Origin of the sequence: Streptomyces sp. NPDC002870 (assembly GCF_042888505.1) — a bacterium.
Lineage (GTDB): Bacteria > Actinomycetota > Actinomycetes > Streptomycetales > Streptomycetaceae > Streptomyces.
Genome location: NZ_JBIAPW010000027.1, coordinates 1 through 25,899, shown reverse-complemented (window position 1 = coordinate 25,899; position 25,899 = coordinate 1). Strand labels below are relative to the sequence as shown.

Sequence of the window (25,899 nt, the reverse complement as noted above, 5' to 3'; positions counted from 1 at the left end):
GCGGCTTTACCCCCGACACATTGCAGGCAGGGGACAAGCCTGCCCGAGTAGCCGAACAAGCGTACGGCCCCCTGATCATGCACGCCCCCAAACCGGGCAGGACACCGGCCAAAGCCGCTCCGTAAGTTGTTCGGCGGTCCGGGAGAGTCGGGTGTGGCTCTAAAGCCGCTTGCCCACGCGTGGCTCCGGTGGAGTGGCCGCCCGACTCTCCGGGACGCCCTGGCCGCTGATTGAGATGTGCGAATTGGTCGCTGTTTACGGAGCTGACGGCGGGCGTTCCTCGGACCGAACGGCATGCTGCCCGACGCTGAGGAGACGCACATGACCGACAATCAGACCCGGCTTTGGGTCGGGATCGACGCAGGTAAAGCCCATCACTGGCTGGTCGCGGTCGGCGACACCGGGGCAACGGCTTGGAGCCGGAAGGTTCACAACGACGAGAGCGAGATTCTGACCGCACTCGGCGAGATCCTTGACCTCGCGGACGAGGTGCACTGGGCCGTGGACATCGCCGGCACCGCATCCGCGCTGTTTCTGGCCTTACTTGCCGCCCACGGCCAACGGGCCGTCTACGTTCCCGGCCGCACGGTCAACCGCATGTCCGGCGCCTACCGCGGTGAAGCCAAGACTGACGCCCGCGACGCCTACGTGATCGCCGACACCGCCCGACTGCGGCGCGATTTCGATTCTATCGACGTGCCGGCCCAGCTTGCCGCGGACCTGGCCCTGCTGACCGGATACCGATCCGACCTGATCGCTGACCGGGTCCGCATGCTCAACCGGCTCCGCGATGTGCTCACGGGCATCTTCCCCGCACTGGAACGCGCCTTCGACTACGCCGACCACAAAGGCGCACTGATCCTGCTCACCGGCTACCAAACTCCGGCTGCCCTACGCCGCCGCGGCCAGGCCCGCCTCACTGCCTGGCTGGCAGGCCGGAACGTGCGCAACCCCGACTCGGTGGCCGCCACCGCACTGCAAGCCGCCAAGACTCAGCAAACCACGCTGCCGGGCCAGGACGTCGCCGCCGGAATCGTCGCGGACATTGCCGCCCAGCTCCTGGCACTTGTCGAGCGGCTCAAGCACGTCGACCACCAGATCCGGCAGACCTTCCGCACCCACCCGCAGGCCCACATCATCGAGTCCCTGCCGGGCATGGGCCCCATCCTCGGCGCCGAGTTCATCGTCGCCGCCGGTGACATGGCCGCCTATCCCGACGCAGGCCACCTCGCCTCCGCCGCCGGCCTCGTGCCCGTTCCCAGGGACTCCGGTCGACGCACCGGCAACCTCCACCGACCCAAGCGCTACAGCCGACGCCTGCGCCGGGTGTTCTATCTGTCCGCCCAGACCAGCATCATCCGCGAAGGCCCCAACCGGGACTACTACCTCAAGAAACGAGGTGAAGGCTGCAAGCACGTCCAGGCCGTGATCGCACTCGCCCGCCGACGGGTCAACGTCCTCTGGGCACTGCTCCGGGACGGACGGCTCTACTCCACCCAGCCACCACTCGCCCGGCCGGCCTGACAAGGGCCTCAGCATCCGACTGGCTTCACCGGTAACCTCCGTCGAACCAGGAGGCAAGCCAGTGAGCATCGGACCAGAACGATCAGCCCGCATCGCAGCCACGCTCGAATCAGCCCGACCGGTCTGGGAAGCCACACACGACACCGACGCGCTGCAGCAGTGGCTGAAGGACCACAACTGCCACGGCGTCGATGCCGTGTTGGTCACCATGAGCGTCTTGGAATGCAAACTTCCCGAGGCACAAAGCGCGTTCTTCGCCGCCCCCTGCCGCCAGGCTGAGCGCGAGTTCCACCACCAAGCGATGGACCTACTCCACGCTGCCAGCGAAGAGCTCTGACAGCCAGAAGCCGCCCCCAGGGGCTCCTTGACTCGGTCATTCAAGTCTCCGCCGACCGCGAGATTTGTGCGGAACGCCTTGTAGATCGGACCGCGCAGATCTACGCGTTCCTCATCTGTCCTGTTCTTCGCCCTCGTCATCCTCCGGCGCAGGCCCCGGCCAGAAACGCCGGAGTTCTCCACGGCCAGCCCGGTGTCTCACCCGCGTACACGTGCTGTGCGGTGGAGTTCAGCGGTGAGGACCGCCAACTCATCGAGACTTACGTCGTAGCCTCTGATCGCGGCCACCGTACTCTGATCCGCCCAGACACAGATCGCCTCCATCCATGACACGATCTCCGTCTCGAAGAGCTCGCTGTATTGGCTGTTCCGGCAGATCATCACAGCGCCGGGGGCACTGTCGATCCGGAAGTCCTGGGCGGGGCCTGACCATTCCGTGTGCGAGCCCTGCAGGAAAGGCACCTGTTCGTTCCGCTCGATCGACCGCATCATGCGCCGGGCCGCCCCCTCGGGGTCACGGATCTCACCCTGCAGACCCCTGAAGACGAGTGTGTTCTGTGATTCCGGGGCTTCACTCCGCCGTATGTAGTCGGCACCCGTCCCGGTGGCATTCCTGACGATCCTGTCGGCGTCCTCGGGAGTGATGCCGGGACTCGCCATATTCGACCGGGCCTTCCAGAGGCAGTCCGAGTCCGCGGGCTCGCCAGCGCATTCCACCACACCGACGTACGAGCCCTCGTACCCCTCAGTCATGCGGAAGTCGCCAAAGGCCACAGGAGGATCCAGCCGGAATCCCCTGGTGTCCATCACCCCGGGCGGACCCGAGGACCGGCTCCCCGCCGGCACGGCGAGCACACACACGCCCACGGCGAGCAGCGCCAATGTCCATCGCCTTCTCCCCACGGCCGGATCCTTTCGCCATCCTTCGTAGCCGCCTGTTCGACCGGCCGAGACCGCGAAAGGTTGTTGCCCCGCCCGCCACGGTGACATCGCCGCCATGACGGTTTCAAGATCGCGGCGAGCTTGACTCGCCCATTGAGACTCCACCGACCTCGACGCCGCTGGTCTCGCACTTCGGTGGAACTCATCGAGTCGGACCCGGGCAAGTACGAGAAGGCAGCGCCGAGGCTGGTGGCGTTCCAACTCCGAATCAGCCTGTCGGCTACGACAGGACTCCGACGTCACGGTGCCGCACTTCAGCCTGCGCAGCATGGTTCCGCGTGTTCCGCGGCACCGCTCGCGTAGCCGTGCTTCTAGCCGTGAACCACAGGCGAAACCTGCACATCCAGGCACCCCAGGTGTCATCCTGAAGACGAAAGAAGCAGGTAGGAGCCACGGGCTACGGATCCTGTTGCCCTCCTAAAGCGGGTGTCGCAGGTTCGAATCCTGCCGGGGGCACACCGGTAAGGGCCAGTTCAGAGGCTTGATCCTCTTGAACTGGCCCTTTCGCATGATCGCGGCCGTGCCACGCACGTGCCACAAAGTCCACTACGAGTCCGCTTCCCCCTGCCGCTGGCGGATCATCGCACCCAGCCGGTCGGCGATGGCCCGGTCCCGGTCGTTCGTCATGTGCTGATAGATCAGCGCGGCCCGCGCGGTGCTGTGGCCCATGCGCGTCATCAGCTCACGGGTGCTCGCGCCAGCGGCGATCAAGGTATTCCCCGTGTGCCTCAGATCGTGGAAGTGAACGTCAGCAGTGATGCCCGCGCTCGTGCGCGCCTTGGTCCAGTCGTCCCGGAAGTTACTGCGCCGGAGTCGACCGCCCTGGGGTCCGAGGAAGACGTGTCCATCCCGGCCGGCACCCGCGTAGTGCTCCAGGTGCTCGGTCACGTCCGCCAGGATCTCGTTCGGGAAGGCGACTGGACGAACGCCAGCCGCCGACTTCGGAGCCTTGTCGAACAGCTTCCCGTCCTGCAGCTCCGCTTGAGCCCGCTGGACCAGGACCACGCGCCCGGTCACGTTGATGTCCCGGCGGCGCAGTGACGCCAGCTCGCCGAACCGAAGAGTGGTGAAGGCCGCCAGCAGCACGAGCAGCCGGTACCGCGGGGCAATGGCATCAGCCACCGCGTACACCTCAGCGACGGTCAGCACCGGCCGCTCTGGTACGTCGTATCGGTCGGCTCCCTTGACCCGGCAGGGGTTCCGTCGGATCAGTTCGTCATCGACGGCCGTGTTCATCATGGCGCGCAAGATCTGATACGCCTTGACGACGGTCGGCTCCCCCACGCCAGCGGCCAGCAGGTTGCCGCGCCAGGCCCGGACCCGAGACGTGGTGACGTCAGCCAGATTCCCCGCACCGAACGTCGGCTTTATGTGCAGCCGGATCACGGCCTCGTTCCGCTCCCTGCTGCGGTCGGCCAGCTTGCGGTCCCGCAGCCATGCGTCCGCGTACTCGGCGAACGAAACGGCTCCCTTGTCGGGGTCATCCCACTGCCCACGCGAGATGTCCGCTTCGATGTGTGCCAGCGCCACCTCAGCGTCTGTCTTGGTCGCGTAGGTCTGCTCCGCACTGCGGAGTTGCCCCGTGACAGGGTCGCGATACCGCACTTGCCAGCGGCCCGACTTGAGTTGCCGGACCGAGCCAAAGCGCCGGCGGTTGCCCTTCCTGTTGGCCATCAGGCAACCCTCCGCAGGCCAGGCCGCTGAACCGTCACCGGCTCAACCGTGTTGGCCGCAACGAAGGCCGAAACAGCACTCTCGGGGATGCGGACGTGTCGGCCAACCTTCACGAAGGTGATCCGCCGTTCGTCGATGAGCCGCCGAGGGAACCGGACAGTGGTGCCGAGGAGTTCGGCGACTTGGTCCACGGTGAGCAGTCGGTCCATGGTCACCACTCCCCCTTGGCTTCAAGTTCCGCCCTCATCTCACGGCCGATGTCGCGGCTCTCCTTGAGCTCTCGGGCGATGGAGGCGGCGAGCCAGGATTCACCAGGGGTGTGGCCCTGCCCGGCGTACTCCCAGTGCGCCAGCACCAGGGTCGTGCTCTCTGCCGTGTCATCGTCCTGGTCGAGGTCCGGCAGACCGTGTTCCCGGCGTTCTTGCTGGGCGCGCCAGTCGGCCCGTGCGCCGCGCAGAGCTCCGAGGGTGGTCGAGTAGCGAGGCGTCTTGGTGGAGAAGTGGCCCCGGAAGCCGAGCATGTGAGACCAGTGCGCGAGCAGCCGTTCCGGATAGTCCGCGTCCAGGTCCCAACACGCCTCGATCAGGCGCCGGGTGTGATCCGGCAGTTCGGGGTGTCCGTCCAGTTCCCGCAATTCCCCGATGCGGCGGTCCAGGGTTCCGGTCGTTTCCGCCGCCTTGGTGGCGTACTTGGCGACGTAGGCGCCCACGGCTTGCTCGGTGACGTCGTCCTGGTCATCGAGAGCGCCGATGGGCTGCACATCGAGTTGGGTTCCCCAGCGCAGCGTCCGCGCGGGGAAGCGGCCAGCAGCAGGCACCGGAACCGAGGCCCGCGAAGCAGCAGCGCGGATCGCATCGTCAAGGAGTGCGACCGTGGCCCAGGCCGGAGCCAGAGACTCAGGCCCGTCCGGTCCGTCGATACGAATGATGGCGTGGAAGTGGACCGCCCCGCGCTTTTGGAACTCTGCGACCTTCCCGAAGGAGACCCGGGCGTGGTCTCGAAACGCAGCTTGGGTGAGACCGGCACGGGCGGCGACCTCGCGGCGGAGGTAGATGGTGAAGCGCTGCCACAAGGCGCCAGCGTGGTTGTTCCAGAGCACCGCCCCGGCGTAGTCGTAGCGCTCCGGATCGAGCGCCGTTCCCAGGGCGGGATCGTCCTCGCCATGGGCAGTGCCGCAGCGGCAGCAGCCGGAGGCAGGGCGATTGTGAACCGGTCCGAAGGACGGAGCGGTCAGGGTGGCGAAGACACGGGGACGCTCGGCCACGGTGTTGGGGACGCCCTTGCCACCCACCAGACCGGCCATGATCAGGTGATAGGTGTCCCCCGCGTAGGTCCAGGCGCAAGAGGGACAGCGGGAGGCCCGCCGATTACCGCACGTGATCCGCAGACGGCCCCCAGGTTCGTCTCCGGTGGAGTAGCCGTGCAGGGTTTGGCCTGTCGCCTTGTCCTGCGTGACGGTCCAGCCGGTCAGATGGATGGGGTTTGCACATCCGCCTGTACGGCGCACCTGGTGCTGCCAGCGGTCGAAGTCTGGATCGCTTGCGACCCGCAGCATGTCCGCGAGCGTGATCGGGTCAGTGCCCACAGCGGCCGCGACATCAGCCACAGCCGCCGGGGAAACAGCGAGTTGGTTCACGCAGCCACCGCCCGAAGCCGGGGAGCCCTGATCGGGGTGCCGGTCGCGAAGAGGTGATCGAGGGCGGTCAGGTAACCGCTCGTCAGCGGAGCCGGACCCAGACGGCGCAGATGCAGCACCGGAGCTAGCGCCGGGGTAAGCCCGTCCACAGGGGTGGAGACCATCTGGTCGTCATCGGCGCGCAGCAGATCGGCCCGTAAGCCCGTGTGCGTGGCCAGCCGAAGACCGGGCACGTCGGCCAACGAGGGGAACACCTCGGTCAGGGTTGCGATCGAGCCAGCCCCTTCGGCAGGGGTGATGATCCTGACCCGGACACCGGAAGCAGCCTTGTCGGCCAGCAGCGCGGGCAGGTCCCACACCGCGTCCACGAAGAACAGCGGGTTGGCCACCGCGAGATCAATCACGGCCGTCGCCCCGGCAAGGGCAGAGCGCCACAGCGCGTAGGGGACCGCGCCACGGGTCGGGTAGCAGGCCACCAGCTCATCACGCGGAGCCGGAGTCGAGCGGTGACGCTCGTCCAGACGCGGCCACAGGTGATACGGATCAGCGCCCAGGACCTTCGCCGCAGCGTGCGCGTTGCGGGCGTGCGGAGTCCGGTCCGAAGTGATCCACCGCTCCACCGACTTGGGATCAACACCAAGCCGACGAGACAGACCCTCAATCGTCACGTTCGCCGCGACCAGCGCACCACGCAGCCGCTCGTTCGCAGCCCCCGGCTCGGGGGCTGCCTTTGTCTTCGCCCGGCTGCCCCCGGCCGGGCGGCGGCGCACCGAGCGCGAACGCCAACGCGAGAGAAATCGGCCGGCACGGTGGTGGGGAGAACCCCGCTGTGGCTGGGGCGGTCGGCTCCACGACTTTAGCCAGCCACTTTGGCGCGAGCCTCGAAGATCATGGCCCCAACGTCGTGCTTTACCGGGCAGGTCCACAGACTGCCCGACGCGCCGGAAGCTTACGGGGCCATGATCACTCGCGCCAAAGCAGCTCCCGGCCAAAGTCGCTCCACCAACCTCATCGGAGTTGCCTGGGCCATCAATGCGCTGGGTATACGCCTGTTACTCACCGTGTTTAGCTCATACTGTCGGCGGTGTGGAATGGATGACCTTGATCAGCACATTGAGCGGCGGCGCGCTTGGTGTGGGCTCGACACTGGCCGTTGAAGCACTTCGCGCCAGGCGAGACCGAGGACACCATCAGGCAGAACTGCAACGCACAGCGTGCGTTCGGTACCTCACGGCGCTCACCGAGACCGAGACTGCGCTACAGACTCTCGCGCTGAGTGGTTCGACACCAGTCGCGAACGCCAAAGTGGTCGAAGCCTTTCGCTCACAGCAGCTGCTAGCAGCACACTACGAGCTGTTCCTGGTGGCACCACCAAGCGTGTACAGCGCTGCACGCGAGGCCTACAACCGGCTGAGGGCGATACGAGTAGCCATAGCCACGACCGACGTCGTCGTGGGCGACGACTCCGCAGCCTGGCAGGCCATTCATGTCCCGTATGACGACGCATTCCGCCAACTCCGTGTCGTCATGCGCGAATTGTTGAGCCCTGGTCTCAGGCTCTGACGCGAGACATTCCGCAATGGTTGCTGTACAGCAGTGCTGTACATCAACCACGCCGACCAGCACCAGCCGTTGATGGTCGTCGCTGCCTTCCTGACCAGCCTGGTAGACCTCAGCGACCTCGGGACGAAGCAGTCGCCCGGTCGAGTCAAGGGCCCCGCGATACAGAGCCAATTCGTCCAGAAACCATCCACGCCGAGACTCTCGACGCTGGCATGCTGGCAGGTCCGAGTATCGGACCGCAGCCCCAGGGGGACAGCGTGATCGTGAACCGGCGTGTCGGCAGCGAACAGCCTGATGAGCAAGACGAGCTAGAACAGCACCTCGTCGAGAAGCTCAACGTCCCGCTTGGCTGGCCGGAAGATGGCGGCCTCACTGCCAGCCACGTCGCCAGAATCGCCGCTGCTGCAACCTGCGATACCGCGTACAGCCATGCCTCCAACGGTCACTTGATCGACCTGTTCGCGGCACTCCCGTTGCCGGGAACCACAGAGGGGAAGGACTTCTGGGAGCGCATCCGCGACGCCGGCGGCAGCGCTGCCTGGAACATCCATCCTGCCAACATGGGCGGTCCCTTCTTCGACCGCATCCATGACGGCAACGAGGGCGGCATCGCCTCCCGCGTCCTTAGCTTCCTGGAGGAGCTGACGCCAGCTCAGCGCACACACGTGGCCGAGGTCATCGGCTCGGCTCTCGACAATGGCACCATCGGCGTCAGTGGCCGGTACGGGGGCGAGCTCTGGCTACGGGACGCAGAGATGAGCGCATGGCGCGTTGCACTGGCCGGTCGACGGGAGTTCGAAACGGCACAGGAGCGCAATCGATTCTTCGAAGCGTGGCGCGACGCCTGACCTCAGGCGCGCCCGAATCTGAGAACAATGGACCAGCGGTCCCCGTGCCACAACCGTGCCAGATCGGGCGGGGACTCGCGGGGAACCGCGGCTGTCTGCAGGGCACAGAGGTCGCGGGCGCCGAAGCCAGCAATACCCAGGTCAGGGCCCAACTCACCCCACCTCGCTCCTAAAGCGGGTGTCGCAGGTTCGAATCCTGCCGGGGGCACCACAAAATTACAGGTCAGCGCACTGAAGGTCTTCCAGGGAACCTCTTTGGGAGGCCTTCAGGCGCGCAATGGGAACGCCCTGGGAACATTGAACTGGGCATTGCTCATATTTCAGATATCTTTGCGCTTCCTGGATCGGCTCATCGGCCACTTCGACCGCAAGGTCCACCTCGTCGTTGGCGGCCATTCCGCGCACCGTTCCCGAACGGTCCGCGACTGGCTCGCCGAGCACGCCGACCGGGTCGAACTGCACTTCCTGCCCTCGTACGCACCCGAACTCAACCCCGACGAGCTGGTCAACGCCGGCCTCAACGCAGTGTGCCGATGCACAGCCGAGCCCGCGACCAGGCCCAACTTGCCGCCGAAACCCGCAAGTTCTTCCACCGGCGCCAGCGCCAGCCCCACATCGTCCGCGGCTACTTCCGCGGCCCCCACGTGCGCTACATCCTCGAGTAGAACCCCTTGAGTTTCGGATCAATGGATGGCGCATCTCATCCGTTGCCCTATGTCGCCTGAAGGACGAACACGGTACCGAAGTTCCTGCGCCTTGTCGTCGAGCGCACGGGTCTCGTCACCGATATGTCCACAAAGACATCGACCGCAGGGCGGTGGAACGCCTCCGGGCCCGGCGCCAATGTCGGATGTGAGTAGTTGAGGTACAGGAAATCCCGGCGAGATTGATCATGGTCGTGCGCTGGAAATTCCGGCGTCCGGGCGCAGCCCGTCCAGGGTGACCTCGACGAGCCGGCGGACGGCGGCCTTCGAGGAAAGGCCCGCCGCGGCGGTCAGTGCGTGGAGGCAGTACTGGGCGAGCTCGGCGGGCGGGACGTCGTCGCGCAAGTCGCCACTGTCGGCGCCTGCGGAGATCAGGGCCTGGACCATGTCCGCCAAGTGGCGTTCGGCATGGCTTACGTGCTGGCCCTGGTGGAGAAGTGCGGCGAGTTCACCGCCATGGCTTCGGCGGGCGATGGCCGCGTACGCCTCCAGGACGGCCTGGAGGCGTACGACGGCGGTGCCGGGCTGGTCGGCGGCCTGGGTCAGCTGGTGCAGGTGGCCCGCGACCTGGCGTTCGTGCCAGGCCAGGAGGACGGCCTCGACGTCGGAGAAGTACTTGTAGAGGGTGGCGCGTCCGATGCCGGTCTTCTCGGCGATCTGAGACATGGTCACCGATCGCAGCCCGCCGGCCTCCACCAGTTCGGTGGTGGTGTCCAGGATGGCCTCGCGTACGGCGTGGCGGTGCGCATCGATGGTCTCGTTCCACAGCTTCGGCACCCCTCAAGGATACGGACGTCTCCGTCTGGATACACTCCGCCGCAAGAGAGACACTCTGTATTGAAAAAGCATTGCGCGGCAGGTCGCGCCGAATCCTGGGAGGACGCCATGGCCGACTCGACCCCTCGCCCTGAAGCGCCTGGTGATCACCGGACGCCGCGCTGGGTGAAGATCTCCGCAGCCGTGGCCGTCGCCCTGGTCATGGTGTTCGTGATCGTGCACCTGGCCGGGGGCGGCATGGCCGGGCACACGCCGTGAACCCGTTTCCCGCGCGGGTTCGCAAGGCCACGCTGACTGCGCACATCACCGCTTCGGTTGGCTGGCTCGGCGCGGTTGCGGCCTTCCTCGCCCTCGCTGTCGCCGGTCTGGTCAGTGGTGCTCCGCAGACCGTCCGGGGGGGCGTACGTGGCGATGGAGCTGGTGGGCTGGGGCATGATCGTGCCCTTGGCCGGCGCCTCGTTGCTGACCGGCGTGGTGCAATCGGTGGGGACGCTCTGGGGGCTGCTGCGGCACTACTGGGTGATCGCCAAACTGCTGATCACCGTGCTCGCCACCGTGCTCCTGCTCGTTCACATGCAGCCGGTCGGCCACCTCGCCGACGCCGCCGCCCGGGCCGCACTGGCTGAAGGTGAACTGGAGGGCATGCGGATCCAGTTGATCGCGGACGCGGGCGCGGCCGTTGTGGCTCTGCTCACCGCGGCCGCCCTGTCGGTATTCAAGCCCCGCGGGATGACCCGCTACGGCCGCCGCCGTCAGCAGCGTGAAGCCGTGCACTGACCTTGGCGAGGCGGCCACGGGCCGGTGCGGCGGTCAGTGGTAGGCGTGGACGACGGCGTGGCCCTTGCCGCGGCCGATCATCCACTTGTTCACGGGCGTGGTGATCACGAACGCCACGGCGAACCCGCCCAGGAGCGCCGACCAGAACAGCCCGTCCGACAGGTGGGCGTCCATCGCGCCAGGTGTGAGGGCGATGATCGCGTTGTCGACCAGCTCCATCACGGCGATGGAGACGGTGTCGGCGGCCAGCGCCACCTTGATCGCGGACTTGAGGTCCAGACCGGCCCGGCGGACCGCGAACAGCGTGAATGAGTAGCCGAACAGGAACGCAAGCGCGATCGCGAGGACCATGGTCGGCACGTTGCCCCACAGCAGGGCGGTACCGATGACCATGCCCAGGATCTCGCCGATGGCGCACCCGGTCAGGCAGTGCAACGTCGCCTTCGCCGCCATACCCCAGGACGCTCCCGCGTTCGCGCCATGGTCGGGGGGAGCACCGTGGCCCTCATACGCGGCGTGGTCATGCGCGGCGCTGGTGTGGTGAGCGGTGTGGTCCATGACCTTCCTCCCATTGCATCCAGTGTGGCTCGTTTCCGAGCCCTCACCCCCTCAACCATATACCCCAAGGGGGTATTCCCTCGTCGTGGACCCAGAGCTGGACGGCTGGTGGAGGACCGCCCAGGTGCGAACGGGATTGGTGGGTACGTAGACGGTGTCGGTGCTGTCGGCGGCCGGCGACCGTGAGCGGTCGCAGCCTGAAGGAGAGACCATGAAACGGGAGTCAAGATCGGCCCTCTACGGTGCCGCGCCGCGTTGACTCGGTCTACGGCGTCGGCACGGCTTCCCACCCCTCGGCGGGGACAGCGGCACCTCACGACACCAGCACGCCAGGGGAGCAAAGCGATGAACCACGGCAGCGGCCATCACGCCGAGCACACCACTGCGCTCCCTGGGGGCCTGCAGGTCTCCCAGGACGGCTACACCCTCGAGCTGAAAACCCTGCGAATCGCGGCCGGCGAGGAGGCCTTGCTGTGCTTCGCCGTCACAGACGTCAGCGGCAAGGCGGTCACCGACTACATCAAGGTCCACGGCAAGGACCTGCACCTGATCATCGCCTCGCGGGACCTGAACGCCTTCGACCACCTGCACCCCGCCCTCGGGCCCGATGGGACCTGGAGCACTTCCGTCAACCTGCCCGCGGCAGGCGACTACCGCCTCTTCGCTGACTTCACCCCGAAGGGCGCCGATGCCCTGACTCTCGGCGCGGACCTTGCTGTCGCCGGCTCCTACCAGCCCCGCGACCTGCCCGCGCAGAAGCCCACGGCCGAAGTCGACGGCTACACCGTCACCCTCGACGGTGCGCTTACGCCCGCAACGATGAGCAAGCTGACACTGAGCGTGGCCCGCAACGGCAAGCCCGTCACCGATCTCGAGCCCTACCTCGGCGCCTACGGCCACCTCGTCGCCCTGCGCTCCGGGGACCTCGCCTACCTCCACGTCCACCCCGAAGGCGAGCCCGGCGACGACACGACCAAACCCGGGCCGGACATCTCCTTCATGGCCGCCGCCCCCAGCCACGGCACCTACCGGCTCTTCCTCGACTTCCAGCACGAAGGCACTGTCCGCACCGCCGCCTTCACCGTCCGCACCTCCGCCGCCCCCGATGCCGACACCGGGCATGAGAGCCACAGCAGCGGCGGGCACCACTGACCCGCCCACGATCCTCGGCCAGGACGATGAAGGGTGCGGGCGGGCGGATGCAGCGGTGCGAAGGAAGCGGCGCGGCGTGGGCGACGGCACTGTGCGTGAAACTCCCCCGCACGACCTGGCAGGACCGGGGCGGTACCGCCTGGACGGCCGGTTCGTTCACTGGCATCGGTCCGTACTTCTTCGCCGCGCCCCAGTGCCCTCACTGTTCACTGCGGGGTTTCGCGGCTCGATCGCCGACCGCGCTGTCGTATTCCGGTCATCAGGACTCCGAAGGCGAAGACCAAGGCGACGACGAAGAAGGCGATGCCCAGGGCATCCTGAAGCCCACTTGCCAGACCGCTGTAGCCCACGTCTACCCCGATGACCACCGAGAAGATGCCCGCCAGAACTGCCGCCCAGCCCAGCACGCCCGGGACCAGACGGGCAGCGATCACCGCAGCCCCGAAAAGGGCGAAGGCCAGCCCCAGCAGAATGCGGAAGTAGCTCTGAAACCCCCACTCGAGCCAGCGCACCGTCTCGGCATCGGCGAATCGGATCTGTTTCTCCGGCCCTGATGCCGCGGCCCAGGCCTCGGCGGCCTGCTTCAGCCCCACGCCGTCCAGACCCTGCAGAACAGCCCAGGCCGCAGCAGTTGCAACAGTCGCCGCAGCCGCGAAATACGCGAGCAGAGGGGAGCGGCCGGCGCCGCGCAGGGCGCGGTAGAGAACAAGCAGACCACCGAGCGCGACGAGGACGCCGACGAACTGGCCCAGATGGACCACAACCCATGCGTCGCTGTCGGCGTACTCAGTGAAGATTGCCTGGTGATCGTCTTCTTCTCCCGACGGGTGCAGCGATGTCGCAATGACGTTGATGAGGAAGCCGGCGACCATGAGGCCGCCGGCGATCGTCAACTCGCTGTCTGCCGAGCCGGCCGCGTCCGCCCCTCGTGCAGATGCTGCAGCTGGCATCCAACCTCCATCTACCTGGAAGCAGCCACCGTAAGGCGCACCGGGTGCTGCCGACGGTTTTCACCATCGCGCCACTCGCTCGAACGAGGTCTGGTCACCGCCGATTGCGCCTGCTGAGTGCGTGTGTCGACGGTGCGCCGCGCCGACTACGCGCTGGAGGAGCTCGGCACTGGTCAAGGGTGACGTCCGGCCGCGCCCCATCGGTGCTGTCGGCGGCCAGGACCCGCTCCGCACGGCGGGGGTGGGAGCGCGCACGCGCCGCCCCCACCCCCCGATGACAGGCGCCTGCTCAGTCCTTGCCGAGCAGCTTGTTCATCTGCGTGATCTCAGCGGTCTGGGAGGTGATGATCGCTCCGGCCATCCTCTTGGCGGGCCCGTAGGCACCGTCGGCCTGCTCGGTCCTGGCCATCGCCACCGCGCCTTCGTGGTGCTTGATCATCATCTCCATGAAGGCGGTGTCGAACGCCTTACCCGAGGAGTCCTTGAGCTGGCCCATCTCCTCGGCCGTCATCATTCCGCCTGCGCTGTGCATGGAGTGGTCCATGGCACCCTCGGCGGGCACCTCCTCGTCCCAGGAGGTCAGCCAGCCGGACATGGTCTTGATCTCCGGACCCTGGGCCTTCTTGATGTCCTCGGCGAGCTTCTTCACCTGAGCCGACGCGGCTCGGCTCGGCGCGAGGTCGGCCATCTCAACGGCCTGGCGGTGGTGGGGGATCATCCCCTGGGCGAAGGCGACGTCAGCAGCATTGTGCTGTCCCTGCGAGGCCGGCGCCGAGGCGGACGGGGACTTCGTGACGTGGCCGTCGTGTCCGGCCGAGCCGTCGCCGCAGGCGGCCAGGACGAGCGCCGCCGCTGCTGCGGCAGCCACGGCAGCAGTACGGCGGATGAGGGAACGCTTGTTGTGCATGATGGTGCAACTCCTTCACGCGCAGCCACGACAGGGCGGCGCGGATTTCGCAGACATGAGGGCGTGCGAAAGCGCGGCACTGCTTACCGGAGCATCCGGGCAAGGGGGTGCCGTGCGGGTCGCTCTATATCCGCAGAAGTTGCAGCTCAGAGAGGTCGGGCGGTGCCCGCCCGCTCTCGGCGGCCGCCGCAGCCCTTGCGGCCGGAGCAGAAGCGAAGGGCGTATCCAGCACAGTGCCGGTCAGTGCGGGCGGAGCGTACGGGGAGCCGATACCGGCCGCCGCGCACGCCTCATCCGCGTGATCAAGATGACCCGGCCCGCCATCGGTGTGCGAGCATCCCTCGCTCGCATGCGGTGCGCCCGCCATCTGCGCCATCACCATGTCGTGTCCGGCGTTCCGCTGCGCGGACGACGTCCCGAGGGGGCCCAGGGCATGCATGCCCAGCATGCCGGTAAGCACCGCCATCACCAGCAGTACGAACAACCGCCCCGCGGGGCGGCGACTCGCTGTGGTGCGGCTGGTCATGGGCTCATCGTACGGGCAGCTCATGGGATCTTGGCTGGACTGCTTTCGAGCCGGCGCGGGACGGCGCCAGCGCGCAGTTGCCTCAAGTCCGGGATTCGGGGTTCTGGTCGGCCGTCGATGTGCGGCAGTAGCCGATGAGCATGTGTCGGAATCTATCGGCCGTACCGTTCACCGACGTTGACTTCCGACGCGGGATGCCGACTCTGCCCACCTGCGCATTCGTAATCACGGTGCCGAGTGTCGGCAGACGGTCGTTTACCGACACTGAGTCGCCCGGATGTCAACTATTCATGGGCCTGCGAGGGCGGGGCTATGGACGCGGCCCGTCGTGTCACTCGCGACCTACTCGATGGTGCCGGCGTTCTCTCGGCCGGGGTGCCACGTGAAGGCAGCGCGATAGGCGCTGGGTGTGAGTCCGGTTCGTCTCGAAAGGTGTTGGCGCAGGGAGTCGGTTGTTGCGAGGCCGCTGAGACGGGCGACTTGTTCCATCGGTAGATCTGTGGTCTCCAGTAGCTCCTGCGCCCGGTTCACCCGCTGGTGGAGGAGCCATTGCAGGGGGCTGATGCCGGTCTCGTCGTGGAACCTGCGCGTCAGGGTGCGGACGCTGGTGCGGGCGTGGGCAGCGAGCGTGGTGCGCGTGAGTGGTTCGTGATGGTGGTGGTCCAGGTGGTGGGGCTGCACCCGGCGCGGTGGAGTTCACCTGCGCACGGAACCGCACAGCGGCCCCCGGCGCAGGCCGGGGCCGCCCCCCCGATCTGAAGACCCGAGCATGACCACACCCACCGAACCCGTCGGCGCAGTCGCACGCCACACCGGTCTTCCAGGGAGTCTCTCTGGAAGACCTTCAGGCACGCAATGGGAACACCCTGGGAACATTGAACTGCACAATACTCACAGTTCGGACATTCTTAACGATTAGACGGTCAGCCCCCATCTCTGTGGCCGGACGAGCCTCAGGAGACGCCGAACTGGGCCCGGAGCGAAGGCCTTCTGCACCGGCATCGACCGCTCGGTGGAGGTGCCGCAGCCCTCCTCCCCGTACTCGATCGACATTCCGCTGATCGCGATCGGCCCGAAGGCCAACGACACGTGGAAGCCGGTGATCGCGGCGGTCAACGGGATGGCATGCGGCGGGGCGTTCTACCTGCTCGGCGAGGCCGAGTTCGTCGTCGCCTCCCGGGACGCGACGTTCTTCGACCCGCACACGACGTACGGCATGGTCAGCGCCTACGAGACGATCTCCATGGCCTAACGAATGCCGTTCGGCGAGGTGGCCCGGATGTCGCTGATGGGGACGGCCGAACGGCTCTCCGCGTAGCGGGCGTACGAGATCAGGCTCGTCTCCGAACTGACGGCCCCCGGCGGGGAACTGGCGGCCGCGGTTCGCAGCGCCGAGACCATCGCCTCCTACCCGACCGCGGCCGTACAGGGCACCGTGTGCGCCGTCTGGGCGGCCCGGGAGGCGGCCCGGGTCCAAGCGGTCGCGCAGGCGCCCAATCTGATCGCGCTGGGTAATCTGCCGGCGGAACGGCAGGCGGAACTGTTCACCGTCCGCCGCTCGTCGTTCCGGGTCCGCTAGCCGGCTGGACAGCGTCCTGGCGATCCAGCAGCGGCAGCGTCGCGCTTCAGCGCCGCACTCCTGGGTTTCGCCCGCTTCTCCCCGTATTCCTGGTTAGCCTGTGCGGTCTATGCAACGGGGGAGACGTGACGGAGAACCGGAGTCAGCCCGATCCTGCCCAGCCAAACCAGCCCGGCGCCCAGCCCGAACCGAACCAGCCCGGCGCCCAGCCCGAACCAACACGGCCCATCGCTCAGCCCGGCACACAGCCCACCGTTCAGCCCGGCACACAGCGTGGCAGGAGCTACTTCCCCTTACGAGACCACAGCTTTATGGCCACGACCGTCATCGCGCCCATCGTCGTGGCCGCCGTCGCGGCAGCGGTCGGGCTCGGGTTCACCGGTGGGTTTTCCTGGGTGGCTGACATGGTCAAGGGGGAGGACCCGCCCATCTACGTGTCGGGGTCGCGATCGCCGCGGACTGTGGAGTCGCCGAGAGCGAGCCCGATACCGGGCAACGTTTCGGCGGTGGAGGGACCTGGAACCGGCACCTCATCGGCCTCGGTCGCGCCGTCCACGTCCACGGACTCCGTCAGTCCAGAAACCGCCCAGGGCGAAGGCCTCAACGCCACCCGGAACAACCGGGGGTACCTGTGCCCGTGGGATGTCTGGGTGGTGAAGACCCCGCCAAGCGCATTGGTGGATCCGCCGGTGTCAGGCCGCGAGGTGGACAGCGCCCTGGTCTCGTACCAGAGCGCCGGCGATCCCGACGAGACCCGCCTCTACCTGTGGATCCAGCCCCAGGGGAGCAGGCCGTTGGTGGTCAAGGAGGTACGGATCAAGGTGGTCGAACGCAATCCGGTGCCCGCACCGGACGAGGCCACGGTGCTGGGGCTGCTGACCGCAGGGTGCGGCGGAGACCCGGCGAGTGTGCAGGCCCACGCCGACCTGGACGGCGGTGGCCAGTACGCCCGGTTGGTGGCCACCGGTGGTACGGCGCAGTTCCCCTGGGAGATCACCGGCGGCAGGACGCTGGAGGTGAATCTCACGGTGAGCACCCGACAGTGCGACTGCTCCTGGGTGCCCGAGATCATCTGGGCGCAGGACGGCGAGGTCCACACAACCCAGTGGCTCCACCAGGGCCGGCCGTTCCGCACCATCCCGTCGGACGGCTACCAAAGGACCGCCTGGCAACTGCACTACGCGGACGACCCCAGGTACAACAACAACAAGGACACGTGGCACCCGATCCCGTTCGACGAGCGGCTTCTCAACTAGGAGCTCCGGGCCAGGTAGTGGCGCCAGCGCGGTCCGTCCCAGACAAGGGGGTGGTGGCGATGGCGACTCCAGCAGTCCGGCCAGACTTACCACGGATCGGACCTGCGGCTACCGCACGCCGATCAGGGCGTTGTCCTCCCACCGGTCGACGACTTCGAGGTAGTCGGCGAGCACCTTGGAGTGCGGGGCCCAGTCGCCCTGCTTGGCGATGACGATTTGGTCGTGGCCCTTGAGGCGGGAGGAGGTGGCCAGTCCGCGGCGGGGGCTGTGGCCCGTGAACCGGATCTCGATCCCGGCGCGTTCGCAGGCGCGGGTGATGACGTCGCCGATCGACTCGGGCTGCAGCCCGCCCTCCATAGATCCAGATCAGGTTGCCGTGGGTGTCGGTGAGCGCGAGTAAGAGCAGGCCGTGGACCTTGGCCTCGGCTCCAGCCAGAGTGACCACGACGAGGTGGCGGACCGCTGACTTGGACGGCAGGCCGTCGGCTGTGGTGGGGATGGGCCGACTTCCTGAACTTCTTCACTGACAGGTCGTCGGCACAGCAGTGAGCTGCCGACCACCTGAAGGTACGGGGAGCCAAGTCCTCGCTCTGGAGCAGGCGGAGGTGATGCATGCCGTTCGGCAGGTCGCGTGCCGCGTGGGTGGGCATCCGCTGGTCGACCGCGAAGTCGAGGCCAAGCCCGGGCGTAGAAGGCTCGGGCGGCGTTCATGTCGGAGACGACGGTGCCCATGGCGTTCAGTTGGGGTTCTGGCACGGCAACCTCCGGGGCGTGGTGGTCAGGTGCGGGGATGGGTCTCGTACATGCGTACCGCGACGAGGAGGCCGGAGGCGGCGGTGAGGGCGGCGATGGCCCAGATGGCGGTGGTCAGGCTGTAGGCGTCGGCGAGAACTCCGGCGAGGAGGGCACCGACGGCGAAGCCTCCGTCGCGCCAGAGGCGGTACACGCCGACGGCGCGGGCGCGCCAGGCGGGGTGGGCGACGTCGCCGATGACGGCGAGCAGGGTGGGGTAGACCAAGGCGGTACCGATGCCGAGGAGGACTTGGGCGGTGGCCCAGACGCCGAAGGTGGTGCCGGCGGCGACGAGGGCGATGGCGGCGGCCTGCAGCAGCATGCCCGCGGTGATGAGGTGTTTGCGGCCGATGTGGTCGGACCACCAGCCGGTGAGCATCTGTCCGGCTCCCCAGACGGCGGGGTAGAGGGCGGCGAGGATGCCGATCTGGGCGATGGACAGGCCGTGGGCGGTGAAGAGCAGGGGGAAGATGCCCCAGGCGAGGGCGTCGTTGAGGTTGTTGACCATGCCGGCCTGGCTGGCGGCGGAGAGGGCTTTGTCGCTCAGGCTGGTGCGGCGGGCGATCTGGCCGGTGGTCAGTTCCCCGTCGGTTTCGCTGCCGGCGGGGGTGTGGTGGCGGGCGGCTTCGAAGCGGGCGTGGTCGCGGGTCTCACGTACCGCGAAGGTGGACAGGCCCAGGGCGAGGACGAGATAGGCGGCCCCGAGCAGGAATGGCCAGGGGCGCAGTCCGGCGTGGTCGGCGATGGCTCCCGTGGCCATGGCGGTGGCGGCGACGGCGACGTATCCGGCGGCTTCGTTGAAGCCCATGGCCAGGCCGCGGCGTTCCGGGCCGGCCAGGTCGATCTTCATGATGACGGTGGTGGACCAGGTCATGCCCTGGTTGACCCCGAGAAGGACGTTGGCGGCGATGATCCAGCCCCAAGAGGGGCCCCAGGCGAGCATCGCGGGTATCGGGAGGGCGATCAGCCATCCGGCGACGAGTACCGGCTTGCGGCCGTAGCGGTCGGAGAGGGTGCCGGCGAAGAAGTTGGTTACTGCTTTGGTGGTGCCGAAGGCGAGGATATAGGTCAGTGCGGAGGTGTAGGCGGACAGGTGGAAGACGTCGTCGGCCAGCAGCGGCAGGACGGTGCGTTCCTGGCCGAGCATGCCGCCGACCAGGGCGTTGACGGCGACGAGCAGGCTGAACTGGGCGAGGTTGGCGCGCAGTCCAAGACGTGGGCCGGAGCTGGTCTCGCCGGGGGCATGGGTGGTCACGCGGTCTGCTCCAGGGGGCGGCCGGTGGCCTTGGACCAGTCGCCGGGTCCGCCGTGGAGGACGGCGAGATCCTGGTGTCCGGCGCGCTGCAGGAGGCTGGCGGCGGTCATGGCGCGTTCGCCGTGCCCACACGCCACGACCGTGCGCTGCGGTGCCTGGTCGCTGTGTGCGGTCAGGTTGCCGAGCTCGATGTGGGCCGCTCCTGCGATGTGACCGGCGGTGTGTTCGGCTGTCTGCCGGATGTCCAGCACAGGGCGTCCGGCGATGCGGTCGGCGGCGAGCAGTTCGATGGTCTGCTGCTGTCCGCCGTCGGCGGTCCAGGCGGCCATGCCGCCGTGGAGATGGCCGGCCAGCCGCTCGTATCCGATCTTCAGTGCCTGCCAAGTGACTTCGGAGACGTCTTGGCCGACGGCGGTGACGAAGACGAGCGGTGCGTCGTCGGGCAGCAGCCAGCCCAGCCAGGTGGCGAACTGGCCCCGGAGCGGGATGGAGATCGCGCCGGGAATGTGACCGGCGGCGAAGTCCGCGATGGGGCGTACGTCGACGATCTGTGCGCCCTGGCCGAGCAGAGTGCGCACATCGGGCACCGAGAGCGCGGCAAGCGTGGCGGCGGAGCCGAGGACCGCGGGCCCGCGCCGGTTGGTCTCGGCCAGGCGGTCGAAGTACGCCGGGTAGGAGCCGAGACTGTCCAGCAGCTGCCGTACGAAGGTGTCCTCGTCCGGCGCGGCGAGCAGTGGGTTGGCCTGCTTCTGGGCGGCGATGGTGGTGGTGCGCTCGGCGCCGGGCGGTGCGGAGCAGAAGGAGCCCGCGCCGTGGGTGGGCCACACCGCCGTGCTGTCCGGCAGTTCGGCCAGCCGTTTGAGCGAGTGGTACTGGGCTCGGGCCAACTCCTCCGCACGGTCGACGCCGAGCAGGTCCGTGCGGGCTGCCGAGCCGACGATCAGCGATCCGCCGGTGAATACGCCCAACTCGCGGGCACCGTCTAGCAGAAGGAACGACAGATGCTCGTCGGTGTGACCGGGGGTGGCCAGCGTCCGGAGCGTCAGCCCGCCCAGGTCGGTCTCGTCGCCGTCGGCGAGCGGGGTGTGCGGGAAGGCTCGGTGTCCGGCGGCGGCTGCCAGCACGGCCGCGCCGTCCTGGGCGGCGAGCTGCAGTGCGCCGGTGAGGAAGTCGGCGTGCAGGTGGGTGTCGGCGGCGTACGCGACGGTCAGGCCGCGCCGGTCAGCGACCTGGCGCAGGGCGCGCAGGTCCCGGCTCGCGTCCACGGCCAGGGCCCGCCCGTCGCCGAGGTCGACTAGGTAGGCGCTGTTGCCCAGCCCCTCATCGACCAGCGATATCAGGTGATCGTCGGCGAAGCCCATCAGATCCTCCAGGTGTCACGGTGGGGGCTGAGTGGTCACCGCACATGCCCACAGATACAATATTCCATGGATCTATGGAGGATGCCGTGGGAGATGCCACGCACAAATCGGCGCTGTACGACGCCTTCGCTCACACCGGCAAGGCCCTGGCCAGCGGAAAGCGCCTGGAACTGCTCGATCTGCTCGCGCAGGGCGAGCGCACCGTCGATGCGCTGGCGAAGGCGGCGGGGCTGAATCTGACCACCACCTCGGCGCATCTGCAGACCCTCAAGCAGGCCGGACTGGTCGCCACCCGCCGTGAGGGCGTACGTATCCACTACCGGCTGGCCGGCGAGGATGTCGCCGCCCTCTACGCCTTGCTGCGCCGTGTCGCCCAGACCCATCAGGCCGGCGTCGAGGCCGCCCGCACCGCGTACCTCGGCACGGACGAGACGGTGGAGGTGGGACGCGAGGAGTTGCTGGCCCGAGCCCAGGCGGGCGAGGTCGTCGTCCTTGATGTGCGCCCTGCCGAGGAGTACGCGGCTGGGCACATTCCCGGCGCCCTCTCCATCCCGGTCGGTGAACTCTCCGCGCGGATCGCCGAGTTGCCGGATGACGCCGAGGTGGTCGCGTACTGCCGCGGCGCCTACTGCGTCCTCGCGTACGACGCCGTACGCCTGTTGCAAGAGCATGGCCGCAAGGCGATCCGGCTGAGCGACGGCATGCTGGAATGGCGCCTGGCCGAGCTGCCCGTGGACAGCGGGGCCGCCGCGTGATCCCCGCGCACCCCGCCCTCGCCGACGCCCCGCTCTACTTCGACTACAACGCCACCACCCCGGTCGACCCAAGAGTTGCCGAAGCGATGGACCCGTACCTGTCGGCCTGGTTCGGCAACCCCTCCAGTGGCCACGCCTACGGCGCCGAGCCCCAACGGGCCCTCGCTCGCGCCCGCACCCAGGTCGCCGCACTCATAGGGGCGGAAGCCGAGGAGATCGTCTTCACAGGCTCCGGATCCGAGGCCGACAACCTCGCCATCCGCGGCGCCGTCCTGGCCGCCAAGACCGACCACGCGCATGTGATCACCCAGGTCACCGAGCACCCGGCCGTACTGGAAACCTGTCACGCCCTCGAACGGCTCCATGGCACCGAGGTGACGTACCTGCCCGTCGACGGCGACGGCCTGGTCGACCCGGCCGCGCTGACCGCGGCACTCACCGAACACACCGTCCTCGTATCGGTCATGGCCGCCAACAACGAGACCGGCGCCCTCCAGCCCATCGCCGAACTGGCCCGCATCACCCACGCCCACGGGGCGCTCCTGCACTGCGACGCCGCCCAGGCGACCGGGATAATCCCCTTGGACATACGGGACTTGGGCGTCGACCTGCTGACGATCGTCGGCCACAAGATGTACGCGCCGAAGGGCATCGCCGCCCTGTACGTCCGTCAAAGAGTCACCCTCGAACCGCTGGTCTACGGCGGCGGGCAGGAGGGCGGCCTGCGCGCCGGCACCGAGAACGTCGCGCTCGCTGTAGCCCTGGGCGCGGCGGCCCAGCTGGCCGTCGAGGAACTGGCCAACGGCGGCCACCACCGCATCGGGAACCTACGTGACCGACTGCAATCCCTCCTGACCGGTGCCTTGTCCGGCCGGGTCCTGCTCAATGGTCCCGCCGAGCCGCGGTTGCCCAACACGCTCAACATCAGCATTGACGGCAGACATGGCCACGAACTCCTCGCGGCAGTGCCCGAGATCGCTGCCTCTACCGGCTCGGCCTGCCACAGCGGCGACCACACCCCATCGCCCGTACTGCGTGCGATGGGTCTGCACGATGCCCGCAGCCTCGCCGCCCTGCGGCTCTCCCTCGGCCGCTGGACCACCCCCGATGAAGTCGATCGCGCGGCCGACTTGCTCGCCACCGCCGCGGGCTCCGCATGACCACGGCCCCGCCCGCCCCACGGGATCAGCCCCTGGTCATCGACGGCACCGGCATGCTCTGCGCGGTCCTACTGCTGCACTTGCGCGCCCGGATCGCCGAGGCGCCGCCCGGAACCGAGGTCCACCTGATCGCCGACGATCCCGCCGCGCCATTGGACCTGGCCGCGTGGTGCCACCTGACCGGCAACACCTACCTCGGCCGGGTGTCCACAGCCGACCCCGGCCCGAGCTATGCCTTCACCATCACCGGTACCGCGAAGCCCACCCACCCGACGTCGCCGTGGCGGCTCTGGGGCAGCGAGAACGCCGCCCCAGAGCAGTAACCAATGGCAGCGGACCGGCCGTAGCGGTTACGCGGCGAAGCGGTCCACGTAGCCGGCCAGGCAGTGGCCCCATCCCTGCGGGGATTCGACCTCAGCGCACGCTACACGCCACTGGAGCAAGCAGCCGACAGTCTGGTCTGGCCTTTGACATCCCGGTCTGAGGGGTGAGACCTGCCCGAGTAGCCGGCAAGCGTACGGCCCCCTGATCATGCTCGACCCCAAACCGGGCAGGACACCGGCGAAAGCCCCTCCACCGACCTCGCGCCCCTCCTCATCCCGAGGTGGGCGGCGATGTCATGCCCCGCCCGCGGGCACTACGTGAACGCCGACATGCCCGCCCTGTGCGTGCCGCTGCACCCCGAAGCGGGTTCACTTGCTGCCATGACAGGCCGTCGCCGCCCGCACCCGAAACGTGGACCCATTCCCCGCAGAGGCATTCCCCTGGCCGAAAGGAGGCAGGCTGCGGCGCGGCGACTGAAAGAGAGTCAGGCAGGCGGGCTGTGGAGTCGGCTTTCGGCGGTCGACTTCCTCGGCAACTCGTTCCAGCTCGCCTCGCTCGCCCTGCTGTGCTTCTTCCCCTTCCTCATCGTCGTCACGGCCGCAGCGGGCCGTGACGCCGCTACCACGGTCGCCAAGTGGCTGGGCCTCAACCATGAGGCGGCCGAGGCCGTGGCCTCGCTCTTCGTGGAAGGCGAGGACTCGGGCACCCTCACAGTGACGAGCGCCTGCATGCTGGTTGTCGGGGCCGTGGCTGTCGCCGGCACTCTGCAGAGCTGGTACCAGACGCTCTTCGACGTCCCGCGCCGCGGGTGGCGGGACGTTGTGGCCCGGCTCTGCTGGCTCGCGGCCCTCCTCGCCTACTGTGCCGCGCAGGCCGTGGTCGGCAGAGCACTGGACGCGCCCCTGCTGCAGGGCCTATTCGGTCTCGCCGCAGCGACGTGCTTCTGGTTGGGGGCCATGTACGTGCTGCTCAGCACCGCGGTACCGTTGCGCACGCTCTTGCCGTCGGCCTTCGTCACCGCTGTGTGCTGGACGGGCCTGGGTGTCTTCTCCGCCTACTACTTCTCCGCGGGGATCGTGGCGAACAGCGAGAAGTACGGACCCATCGGTGTCGTCATGATCATCCTGTCCTGGCTGATCGCGGTGGGAGTGGTCATCCACCTCGGAGCTGTCGTCGGCCGCCTGTATCTCGAACACCGCTCTCGGCCGCAGCGCTGAAAAGCCTCGGCCTCAGGCGGTCGTGGCGTTCGTTCCCGCGGCGGCCCGCAGCCGCGGCGGCCCCTCCCCGGGTTCCCACCGGGTACGGCCTAGCTGCAATGCCTCGTATCGGCCGTTGGCGAGCAGGCACGAGAGGGTGCCGAGTTCCCCCAAGAGCATCCCGGACCGTCCTGCGTGGTGGCCAGAGGCTTGGACTTGCGCGCGTACGAGTCGGCGGGGGCTCTGCGGCGACCCTCCCGCTGTACGAGGCCACCCTCGCCCAGCGCGATCAGGTGCACGGCGCCACCCACCCGGCAACCTGACCGGTCGCCACCACCTCGGCCACGCCTAACGAGGGCGGCTACGCACAGGCCGTCCTGGTCGTGCAGAACGCGTCCAAGGCGAAGGTCAGCATCAAGGGCGAGATCAGCACCAACATCCCTGGTGGTGACGAGGACTGCGCTCAGTCGACTCTCGGTCCCGGCGCGACCCGAGGCTGCTTCGGCCCCTCGAAGTGGGTCGGCACCGGAGTCGTCTTCCGTACCGACGTGAGGCTGAAGCTCAACAACGTCGATGAGTGGTACAGCGACTCAGCCTGAGCGCTATGCAGCATGGACGTACCGCAACCCAGCGACCGCGCTGTCCGGTGACGTCTCTCCAGGGCGGAGAGGCGGCCGGTATGACCGTTGCTGACCGATCCTGCTAGAGCTACGGATCAGATTTCCCCGTGCCACAACCGCGCCAGATCGGGCGGGGAGTCACGGGGAACAGCGGTAGCCGGCAGGAGCAGCAACCAACATCCGCCGAAGTCCAATCCAGGCCTTTGTGTTGTCTAGACCGATTTATGCATCGCGCACCGCTCCCGCACCACTTGGGCCCTCTTCCGGCTGGTCAGAGCCCTTCTTCCGCGCGGCCCGGACTGAGTGCTGGTCGATCAGCGCGGCGGCGAGCAACTCCCGCATGCGTTCCGTGTCCTGCGGCGCGCTCAAGCCGCGCTTGGGCAGTACCAGCACTCCGGCGCCCCATACATCTGGGGTGAGTAGCACGAAGACCCGGCGACCCTCGACGCAGCGCCCGTAGAACTCCCAATTTGTGTGGTTCGTATGGCGCTCGGACACAGTGCCGATCCCTGATTGGTCGACCGTGACGCGATGTTCGCCCAGGTGCCTGGCGTATCCGAGCAAGCCCAGAGCCATCAGCCAGCGGAACGCGATCATGATGACGATGACGGTCACAGTGAACCGCAGCACCCCTAGTAGGACTCCGTTAGGTCTTCCTCTTGGTCGTGTTTGGGGGCATGTTGGGGGTGTGGACGCACACGAAGTGAACCGTGCTCGGGCGAAGTTG

The 25,899-nt window shown here is 67.9% G+C and carries 27 protein-coding genes and 3 pseudogenes; 15 read left to right on the top strand and 15 right to left on the bottom strand.

What is annotated here, in order from left to right:
• Positions 1 to 321 precede the first annotated feature (321 nt).
• Both ACFYWY_RS27405 and ACFYWY_RS27400 read left to right on the top strand, forming a co-directional pair.
• Positions 322 to 1,524, top strand: coding sequence for an IS110 family transposase (locus tag ACFYWY_RS27405; protein WP_389190689.1), 1,203 nt, complete (start codon positions 322 to 324; stop codon positions 1,522 to 1,524).
• A 61-nt stretch (positions 1,525 to 1,585) separates the two neighbouring features.
• Positions 1,586 to 1,861 carry a hypothetical protein gene (locus tag ACFYWY_RS27400; RefSeq protein WP_389190688.1) on the top strand — a complete coding sequence of 92 codons (276 nt, stop codon included), beginning with the start codon at positions 1,586 to 1,588 and terminating at the stop codon, positions 1,859 to 1,861.
• 197 nt (positions 1,862 to 2,058) lie between these two features.
• On the opposite strand, the gene ACFYWY_RS27395 is transcribed toward ACFYWY_RS27400, so the two are convergent.
• The 5 genes from ACFYWY_RS27395 to ACFYWY_RS27375 all read right to left on the bottom strand — a co-directional run bounded on the left by ACFYWY_RS27395 (position 2,059) and on the right by ACFYWY_RS27375 (position 6,882).
• A complete protein-coding gene (locus ACFYWY_RS27395) occupies positions 2,059 to 2,742 on the bottom strand; it encodes a hypothetical protein (RefSeq protein WP_389190687.1) in 684 nt (227 codons plus the stop codon).
• Positions 2,743 to 3,348: 606 nt separating this feature from the next.
• Positions 3,349 to 4,476: a tyrosine-type recombinase/integrase gene (locus ACFYWY_RS27390; protein ID WP_389190686.1), complete on the bottom strand. Its 1,128-nt coding sequence runs from the start codon at positions 4,474 to 4,476 to the stop codon at positions 3,349 to 3,351.
• Positions 4,476 to 4,685: a helix-turn-helix domain-containing protein gene (locus tag ACFYWY_RS27385; RefSeq protein WP_389190685.1), complete on the bottom strand. Its 210-nt coding sequence runs from the start codon at positions 4,683 to 4,685 to the stop codon at positions 4,476 to 4,478. The genes ACFYWY_RS27390 and ACFYWY_RS27385 overlap by 1 nt, the downstream gene beginning before the upstream one ends.
• 2 nt (positions 4,686 to 4,687) lie before the next feature.
• On the bottom strand, positions 4,688 to 6,082 hold the full coding sequence (repSA, locus tag ACFYWY_RS27380; protein WP_389190769.1) for a replication initiator protein RepSA: 1,395 nt from the start codon (positions 6,080 to 6,082) through the stop codon (positions 4,688 to 4,690).
• A 26-nt stretch (positions 6,083 to 6,108) separates the two neighbouring features.
• Entirely contained in the window at positions 6,109 to 6,882 is a 774-nt protein-coding gene (locus ACFYWY_RS27375; protein ID WP_389190684.1) for a helix-turn-helix domain-containing protein, read from the bottom strand.
• A 316-nt stretch (positions 6,883 to 7,198) separates the two neighbouring features.
• Between ACFYWY_RS27375 and ACFYWY_RS27370 the strand changes: the two genes are divergently transcribed.
• The 3 genes and pseudogenes from ACFYWY_RS27370 to ACFYWY_RS27360 all read left to right on the top strand — a co-directional run.
• Positions 7,199 to 7,675, top strand: a complete 477-nt coding sequence (locus ACFYWY_RS27370) for a hypothetical protein (protein WP_389190683.1) — start codon at positions 7,199 to 7,201, stop codon at positions 7,673 to 7,675.
• 257 nt (positions 7,676 to 7,932) lie between these two features.
• Positions 7,933 to 8,523 (top strand): hypothetical protein, encoded by a 591-nt coding sequence (locus tag ACFYWY_RS27365; RefSeq protein ID WP_389190682.1) that lies wholly within the window; start codon positions 7,933 to 7,935, stop codon positions 8,521 to 8,523.
• 324 nt (positions 8,524 to 8,847) lie between these two features.
• A pseudogene (locus ACFYWY_RS27360) lies at positions 8,848 to 9,188 on the top strand (transposase); the annotation flags it as partial.
• Between the two features lie 225 nt (positions 9,189 to 9,413).
• Here the strand turns inward: ACFYWY_RS27360 and ACFYWY_RS27355 are convergent.
• Entirely contained in the window at positions 9,414 to 10,004 is a 591-nt protein-coding gene (locus ACFYWY_RS27355) for a TetR/AcrR family transcriptional regulator (RefSeq protein WP_389190681.1), read from the bottom strand.
• A gap of 108 nt (positions 10,005 to 10,112) precedes the next feature.
• Here ACFYWY_RS27355 and ACFYWY_RS27350 point away from each other — a divergent pair, with 108 nt between their 5' ends.
• Together ACFYWY_RS27350 and ACFYWY_RS27345 are read left to right on the top strand one after the other, a co-directional pair.
• On the top strand, positions 10,113 to 10,262 hold the full coding sequence (locus tag ACFYWY_RS27350; RefSeq protein ID WP_389190680.1) for a hypothetical protein: 150 nt from the start codon (positions 10,113 to 10,115) through the stop codon (positions 10,260 to 10,262).
• A gap of 147 nt (positions 10,263 to 10,409) precedes the next feature.
• Positions 10,410 to 10,781 (top strand): hypothetical protein, encoded by a 372-nt coding sequence (locus ACFYWY_RS27345; RefSeq protein WP_389190679.1) that lies wholly within the window; start codon positions 10,410 to 10,412, stop codon positions 10,779 to 10,781.
• Between the two features lie 33 nt (positions 10,782 to 10,814).
• Here ACFYWY_RS27345 and ACFYWY_RS27340 read toward each other — a convergent pair whose 3' ends face one another.
• Positions 10,815 to 11,339, bottom strand: a complete 525-nt coding sequence (locus ACFYWY_RS27340) for a DUF4396 domain-containing protein (protein ID WP_389190678.1) — start codon at positions 11,337 to 11,339, stop codon at positions 10,815 to 10,817.
• Positions 11,340 to 11,684: 345 nt separating this feature from the next.
• On the opposite strand from ACFYWY_RS27340, the gene ACFYWY_RS27335 reads away from it, so the two are divergent.
• The gene (locus ACFYWY_RS27335; RefSeq protein WP_389190677.1) at positions 11,685 to 12,491 is read left to right on the top strand and encodes a hypothetical protein; all 807 of its coding nucleotides are present in this window, start codon (positions 11,685 to 11,687) and stop codon (positions 12,489 to 12,491) included.
• A 206-nt stretch (positions 12,492 to 12,697) separates the two neighbouring features.
• Here ACFYWY_RS27335 and ACFYWY_RS27330 read toward each other — a convergent pair whose 3' ends face one another.
• From ACFYWY_RS27330 to ACFYWY_RS27315, 4 genes and pseudogenes are all read right to left on the bottom strand, one after another.
• Positions 12,698 to 13,441 carry a hypothetical protein gene (locus ACFYWY_RS27330; RefSeq protein ID WP_389190676.1) on the bottom strand — a complete coding sequence of 248 codons (744 nt, stop codon included), beginning with the start codon at positions 13,439 to 13,441 and terminating at the stop codon, positions 12,698 to 12,700.
• A 289-nt stretch (positions 13,442 to 13,730) separates the two neighbouring features.
• Complete coding sequence (locus ACFYWY_RS27325; RefSeq protein ID WP_389190675.1) at positions 13,731 to 14,348, bottom strand: DUF305 domain-containing protein; 618 nt, start codon at positions 14,346 to 14,348, stop codon at positions 13,731 to 13,733.
• A 124-nt stretch (positions 14,349 to 14,472) separates the two neighbouring features.
• Positions 14,473 to 14,874 carry a DUF6153 family protein gene (locus ACFYWY_RS27320; protein ID WP_389190674.1) on the bottom strand — a complete coding sequence of 134 codons (402 nt, stop codon included), beginning with the start codon at positions 14,872 to 14,874 and terminating at the stop codon, positions 14,473 to 14,475.
• Between the two features lie 342 nt (positions 14,875 to 15,216).
• A pseudogene (locus ACFYWY_RS27315) lies at positions 15,217 to 15,531 on the bottom strand (helix-turn-helix domain-containing protein); the annotation flags it as partial.
• Positions 15,532 to 15,841: 310 nt separating this feature from the next.
• Between ACFYWY_RS27315 and ACFYWY_RS27310 the strand changes: the two are divergent.
• Together ACFYWY_RS27310 and ACFYWY_RS27305 are read left to right on the top strand one after the other, a co-directional pair.
• Positions 15,842 to 16,453: pseudogene (locus ACFYWY_RS27310) on the top strand (enoyl-CoA hydratase/isomerase family protein); the annotation flags it as partial.
• 311 nt (positions 16,454 to 16,764) lie between these two features.
• Positions 16,765 to 17,709: a hypothetical protein gene (locus ACFYWY_RS27305; RefSeq protein WP_389190673.1), complete on the top strand. Its 945-nt coding sequence runs from the start codon at positions 16,765 to 16,767 to the stop codon at positions 17,707 to 17,709.
• 108 nt (positions 17,710 to 17,817) lie between these two features.
• Here ACFYWY_RS27305 and ACFYWY_RS27300 read toward each other — a convergent pair whose 3' ends face one another.
• The 3 genes from ACFYWY_RS27300 to ACFYWY_RS27290 all read right to left on the bottom strand — a co-directional run bounded on the left by ACFYWY_RS27300 (position 17,818) and on the right by ACFYWY_RS27290 (position 21,117).
• Entirely contained in the window at positions 17,818 to 18,066 is a 249-nt protein-coding gene (locus ACFYWY_RS27300) for a hypothetical protein (protein WP_389190672.1), read from the bottom strand.
• A gap of 421 nt (positions 18,067 to 18,487) precedes the next feature.
• Positions 18,488 to 19,756, bottom strand: a complete 1,269-nt coding sequence (locus ACFYWY_RS27295) for an MFS transporter (RefSeq protein WP_389190671.1) — start codon at positions 19,754 to 19,756, stop codon at positions 18,488 to 18,490.
• A complete protein-coding gene (locus ACFYWY_RS27290; RefSeq protein ID WP_389190670.1) occupies positions 19,753 to 21,117 on the bottom strand; it encodes a rhodanese-like domain-containing protein in 1,365 nt (454 codons plus the stop codon). The genes ACFYWY_RS27295 and ACFYWY_RS27290 overlap by 4 nt, the downstream gene beginning before the upstream one ends.
• Before the next feature lie 86 nt (positions 21,118 to 21,203).
• Here ACFYWY_RS27290 and ACFYWY_RS27285 point away from each other — a divergent pair, with 86 nt between their 5' ends.
• The 5 genes from ACFYWY_RS27285 (at position 21,204) to ACFYWY_RS27265 (ending at position 25,151) form a co-directional block, all read left to right on the top strand.
• Positions 21,204 to 21,872, top strand: a complete 669-nt coding sequence (locus tag ACFYWY_RS27285; RefSeq protein ID WP_389190669.1) for an ArsR/SmtB family transcription factor — start codon at positions 21,204 to 21,206, stop codon at positions 21,870 to 21,872.
• Positions 21,869 to 23,032 carry a cysteine desulfurase family protein gene (locus tag ACFYWY_RS27280; protein ID WP_389190668.1) on the top strand — a complete coding sequence of 388 codons (1,164 nt, stop codon included), beginning with the start codon at positions 21,869 to 21,871 and terminating at the stop codon, positions 23,030 to 23,032. The genes ACFYWY_RS27285 and ACFYWY_RS27280 overlap by 4 nt, the downstream gene beginning before the upstream one ends.
• On the top strand, positions 23,029 to 23,355 hold the full coding sequence (locus tag ACFYWY_RS27275) for a sulfurtransferase TusA family protein (protein ID WP_389190667.1): 327 nt from the start codon (positions 23,029 to 23,031) through the stop codon (positions 23,353 to 23,355). The genes ACFYWY_RS27280 and ACFYWY_RS27275 overlap by 4 nt, the downstream gene beginning before the upstream one ends.
• Positions 23,356 to 23,646: 291 nt before the next feature.
• Positions 23,647 to 24,573 (top strand): YhjD/YihY/BrkB family envelope integrity protein, encoded by a 927-nt coding sequence (locus ACFYWY_RS27270; protein WP_389190666.1) that lies wholly within the window; start codon positions 23,647 to 23,649, stop codon positions 24,571 to 24,573.
• Positions 24,574 to 24,935: 362 nt separating this feature from the next.
• Positions 24,936 to 25,151, top strand: a complete 216-nt coding sequence (locus ACFYWY_RS27265) for a hypothetical protein (RefSeq protein ID WP_389190665.1) — start codon at positions 24,936 to 24,938, stop codon at positions 25,149 to 25,151.
• Between the two features lie 243 nt (positions 25,152 to 25,394).
• Here the strand turns inward: ACFYWY_RS27265 and ACFYWY_RS27260 are convergent, their stop codons facing one another.
• Entirely contained in the window at positions 25,395 to 25,787 is a 393-nt protein-coding gene (locus ACFYWY_RS27260) for a YcxB family protein (protein WP_389190664.1), read from the bottom strand.
• Between the last annotated feature and the right edge of the window lie 112 nt (positions 25,788 to 25,899).

Bases quoted from the DNA above. Each gene is read 5' to 3' on its own strand.
- ACFYWY_RS27405 (WP_389190689.1), top strand. From the start codon at position 322: ATGACCGACAATCAGACCCGGCTTTGGGTCGGGATCGACGCAGGTAAA.
- ACFYWY_RS27390 (WP_389190686.1), bottom strand. From the start codon at position 4,476: ATGGCCAACAGGAAGGGCAACCGCCGGCGCTTTGGCTCGGTCCGGCAA.
- ACFYWY_RS27385 (WP_389190685.1), bottom strand. From the start codon at position 4,685: ATGGACCGACTGCTCACCGTGGACCAAGTCGCCGAACTCCTCGGCACC.
- ACFYWY_RS27350 (WP_389190680.1), top strand. From the start codon at position 10,113: ATGGCCGACTCGACCCCTCGCCCTGAAGCGCCTGGTGATCACCGGACG.
- ACFYWY_RS27340 (WP_389190678.1), bottom strand. From the start codon at position 11,339: ATGGACCACACCGCTCACCACACCAGCGCCGCGCATGACCACGCCGCG.
- ACFYWY_RS27335 (WP_389190677.1), top strand. From the start codon at position 11,685: ATGAACCACGGCAGCGGCCATCACGCCGAGCACACCACTGCGCTCCCT.
- ACFYWY_RS27330 (WP_389190676.1), bottom strand. From the start codon at position 13,441: ATGCCAGCTGCAGCATCTGCACGAGGGGCGGACGCGGCCGGCTCGGCA.
- ACFYWY_RS27325 (WP_389190675.1), bottom strand. From the start codon at position 14,348: ATGCACAACAAGCGTTCCCTCATCCGCCGTACTGCTGCCGTGGCTGCC.
- ACFYWY_RS27320 (WP_389190674.1), bottom strand. From the start codon at position 14,874: ATGACCAGCCGCACCACAGCGAGTCGCCGCCCCGCGGGGCGGTTGTTC.
- ACFYWY_RS27305 (WP_389190673.1), top strand. From the start codon at position 16,765: ATGGCCACGACCGTCATCGCGCCCATCGTCGTGGCCGCCGTCGCGGCA.
- ACFYWY_RS27300 (WP_389190672.1), bottom strand. From the start codon at position 18,066: ATGGAGGGCGGGCTGCAGCCCGAGTCGATCGGCGACGTCATCACCCGC.
- ACFYWY_RS27290 (WP_389190670.1), bottom strand. From the start codon at position 21,117: ATGGGCTTCGCCGACGATCACCTGATATCGCTGGTCGATGAGGGGCTG.
- ACFYWY_RS27275 (WP_389190667.1), top strand. From the start codon at position 23,029: ATGACCACGGCCCCGCCCGCCCCACGGGATCAGCCCCTGGTCATCGAC.
- ACFYWY_RS27270 (WP_389190666.1), top strand. From the start codon at position 23,647: ATGTCATGCCCCGCCCGCGGGCACTACGTGAACGCCGACATGCCCGCC.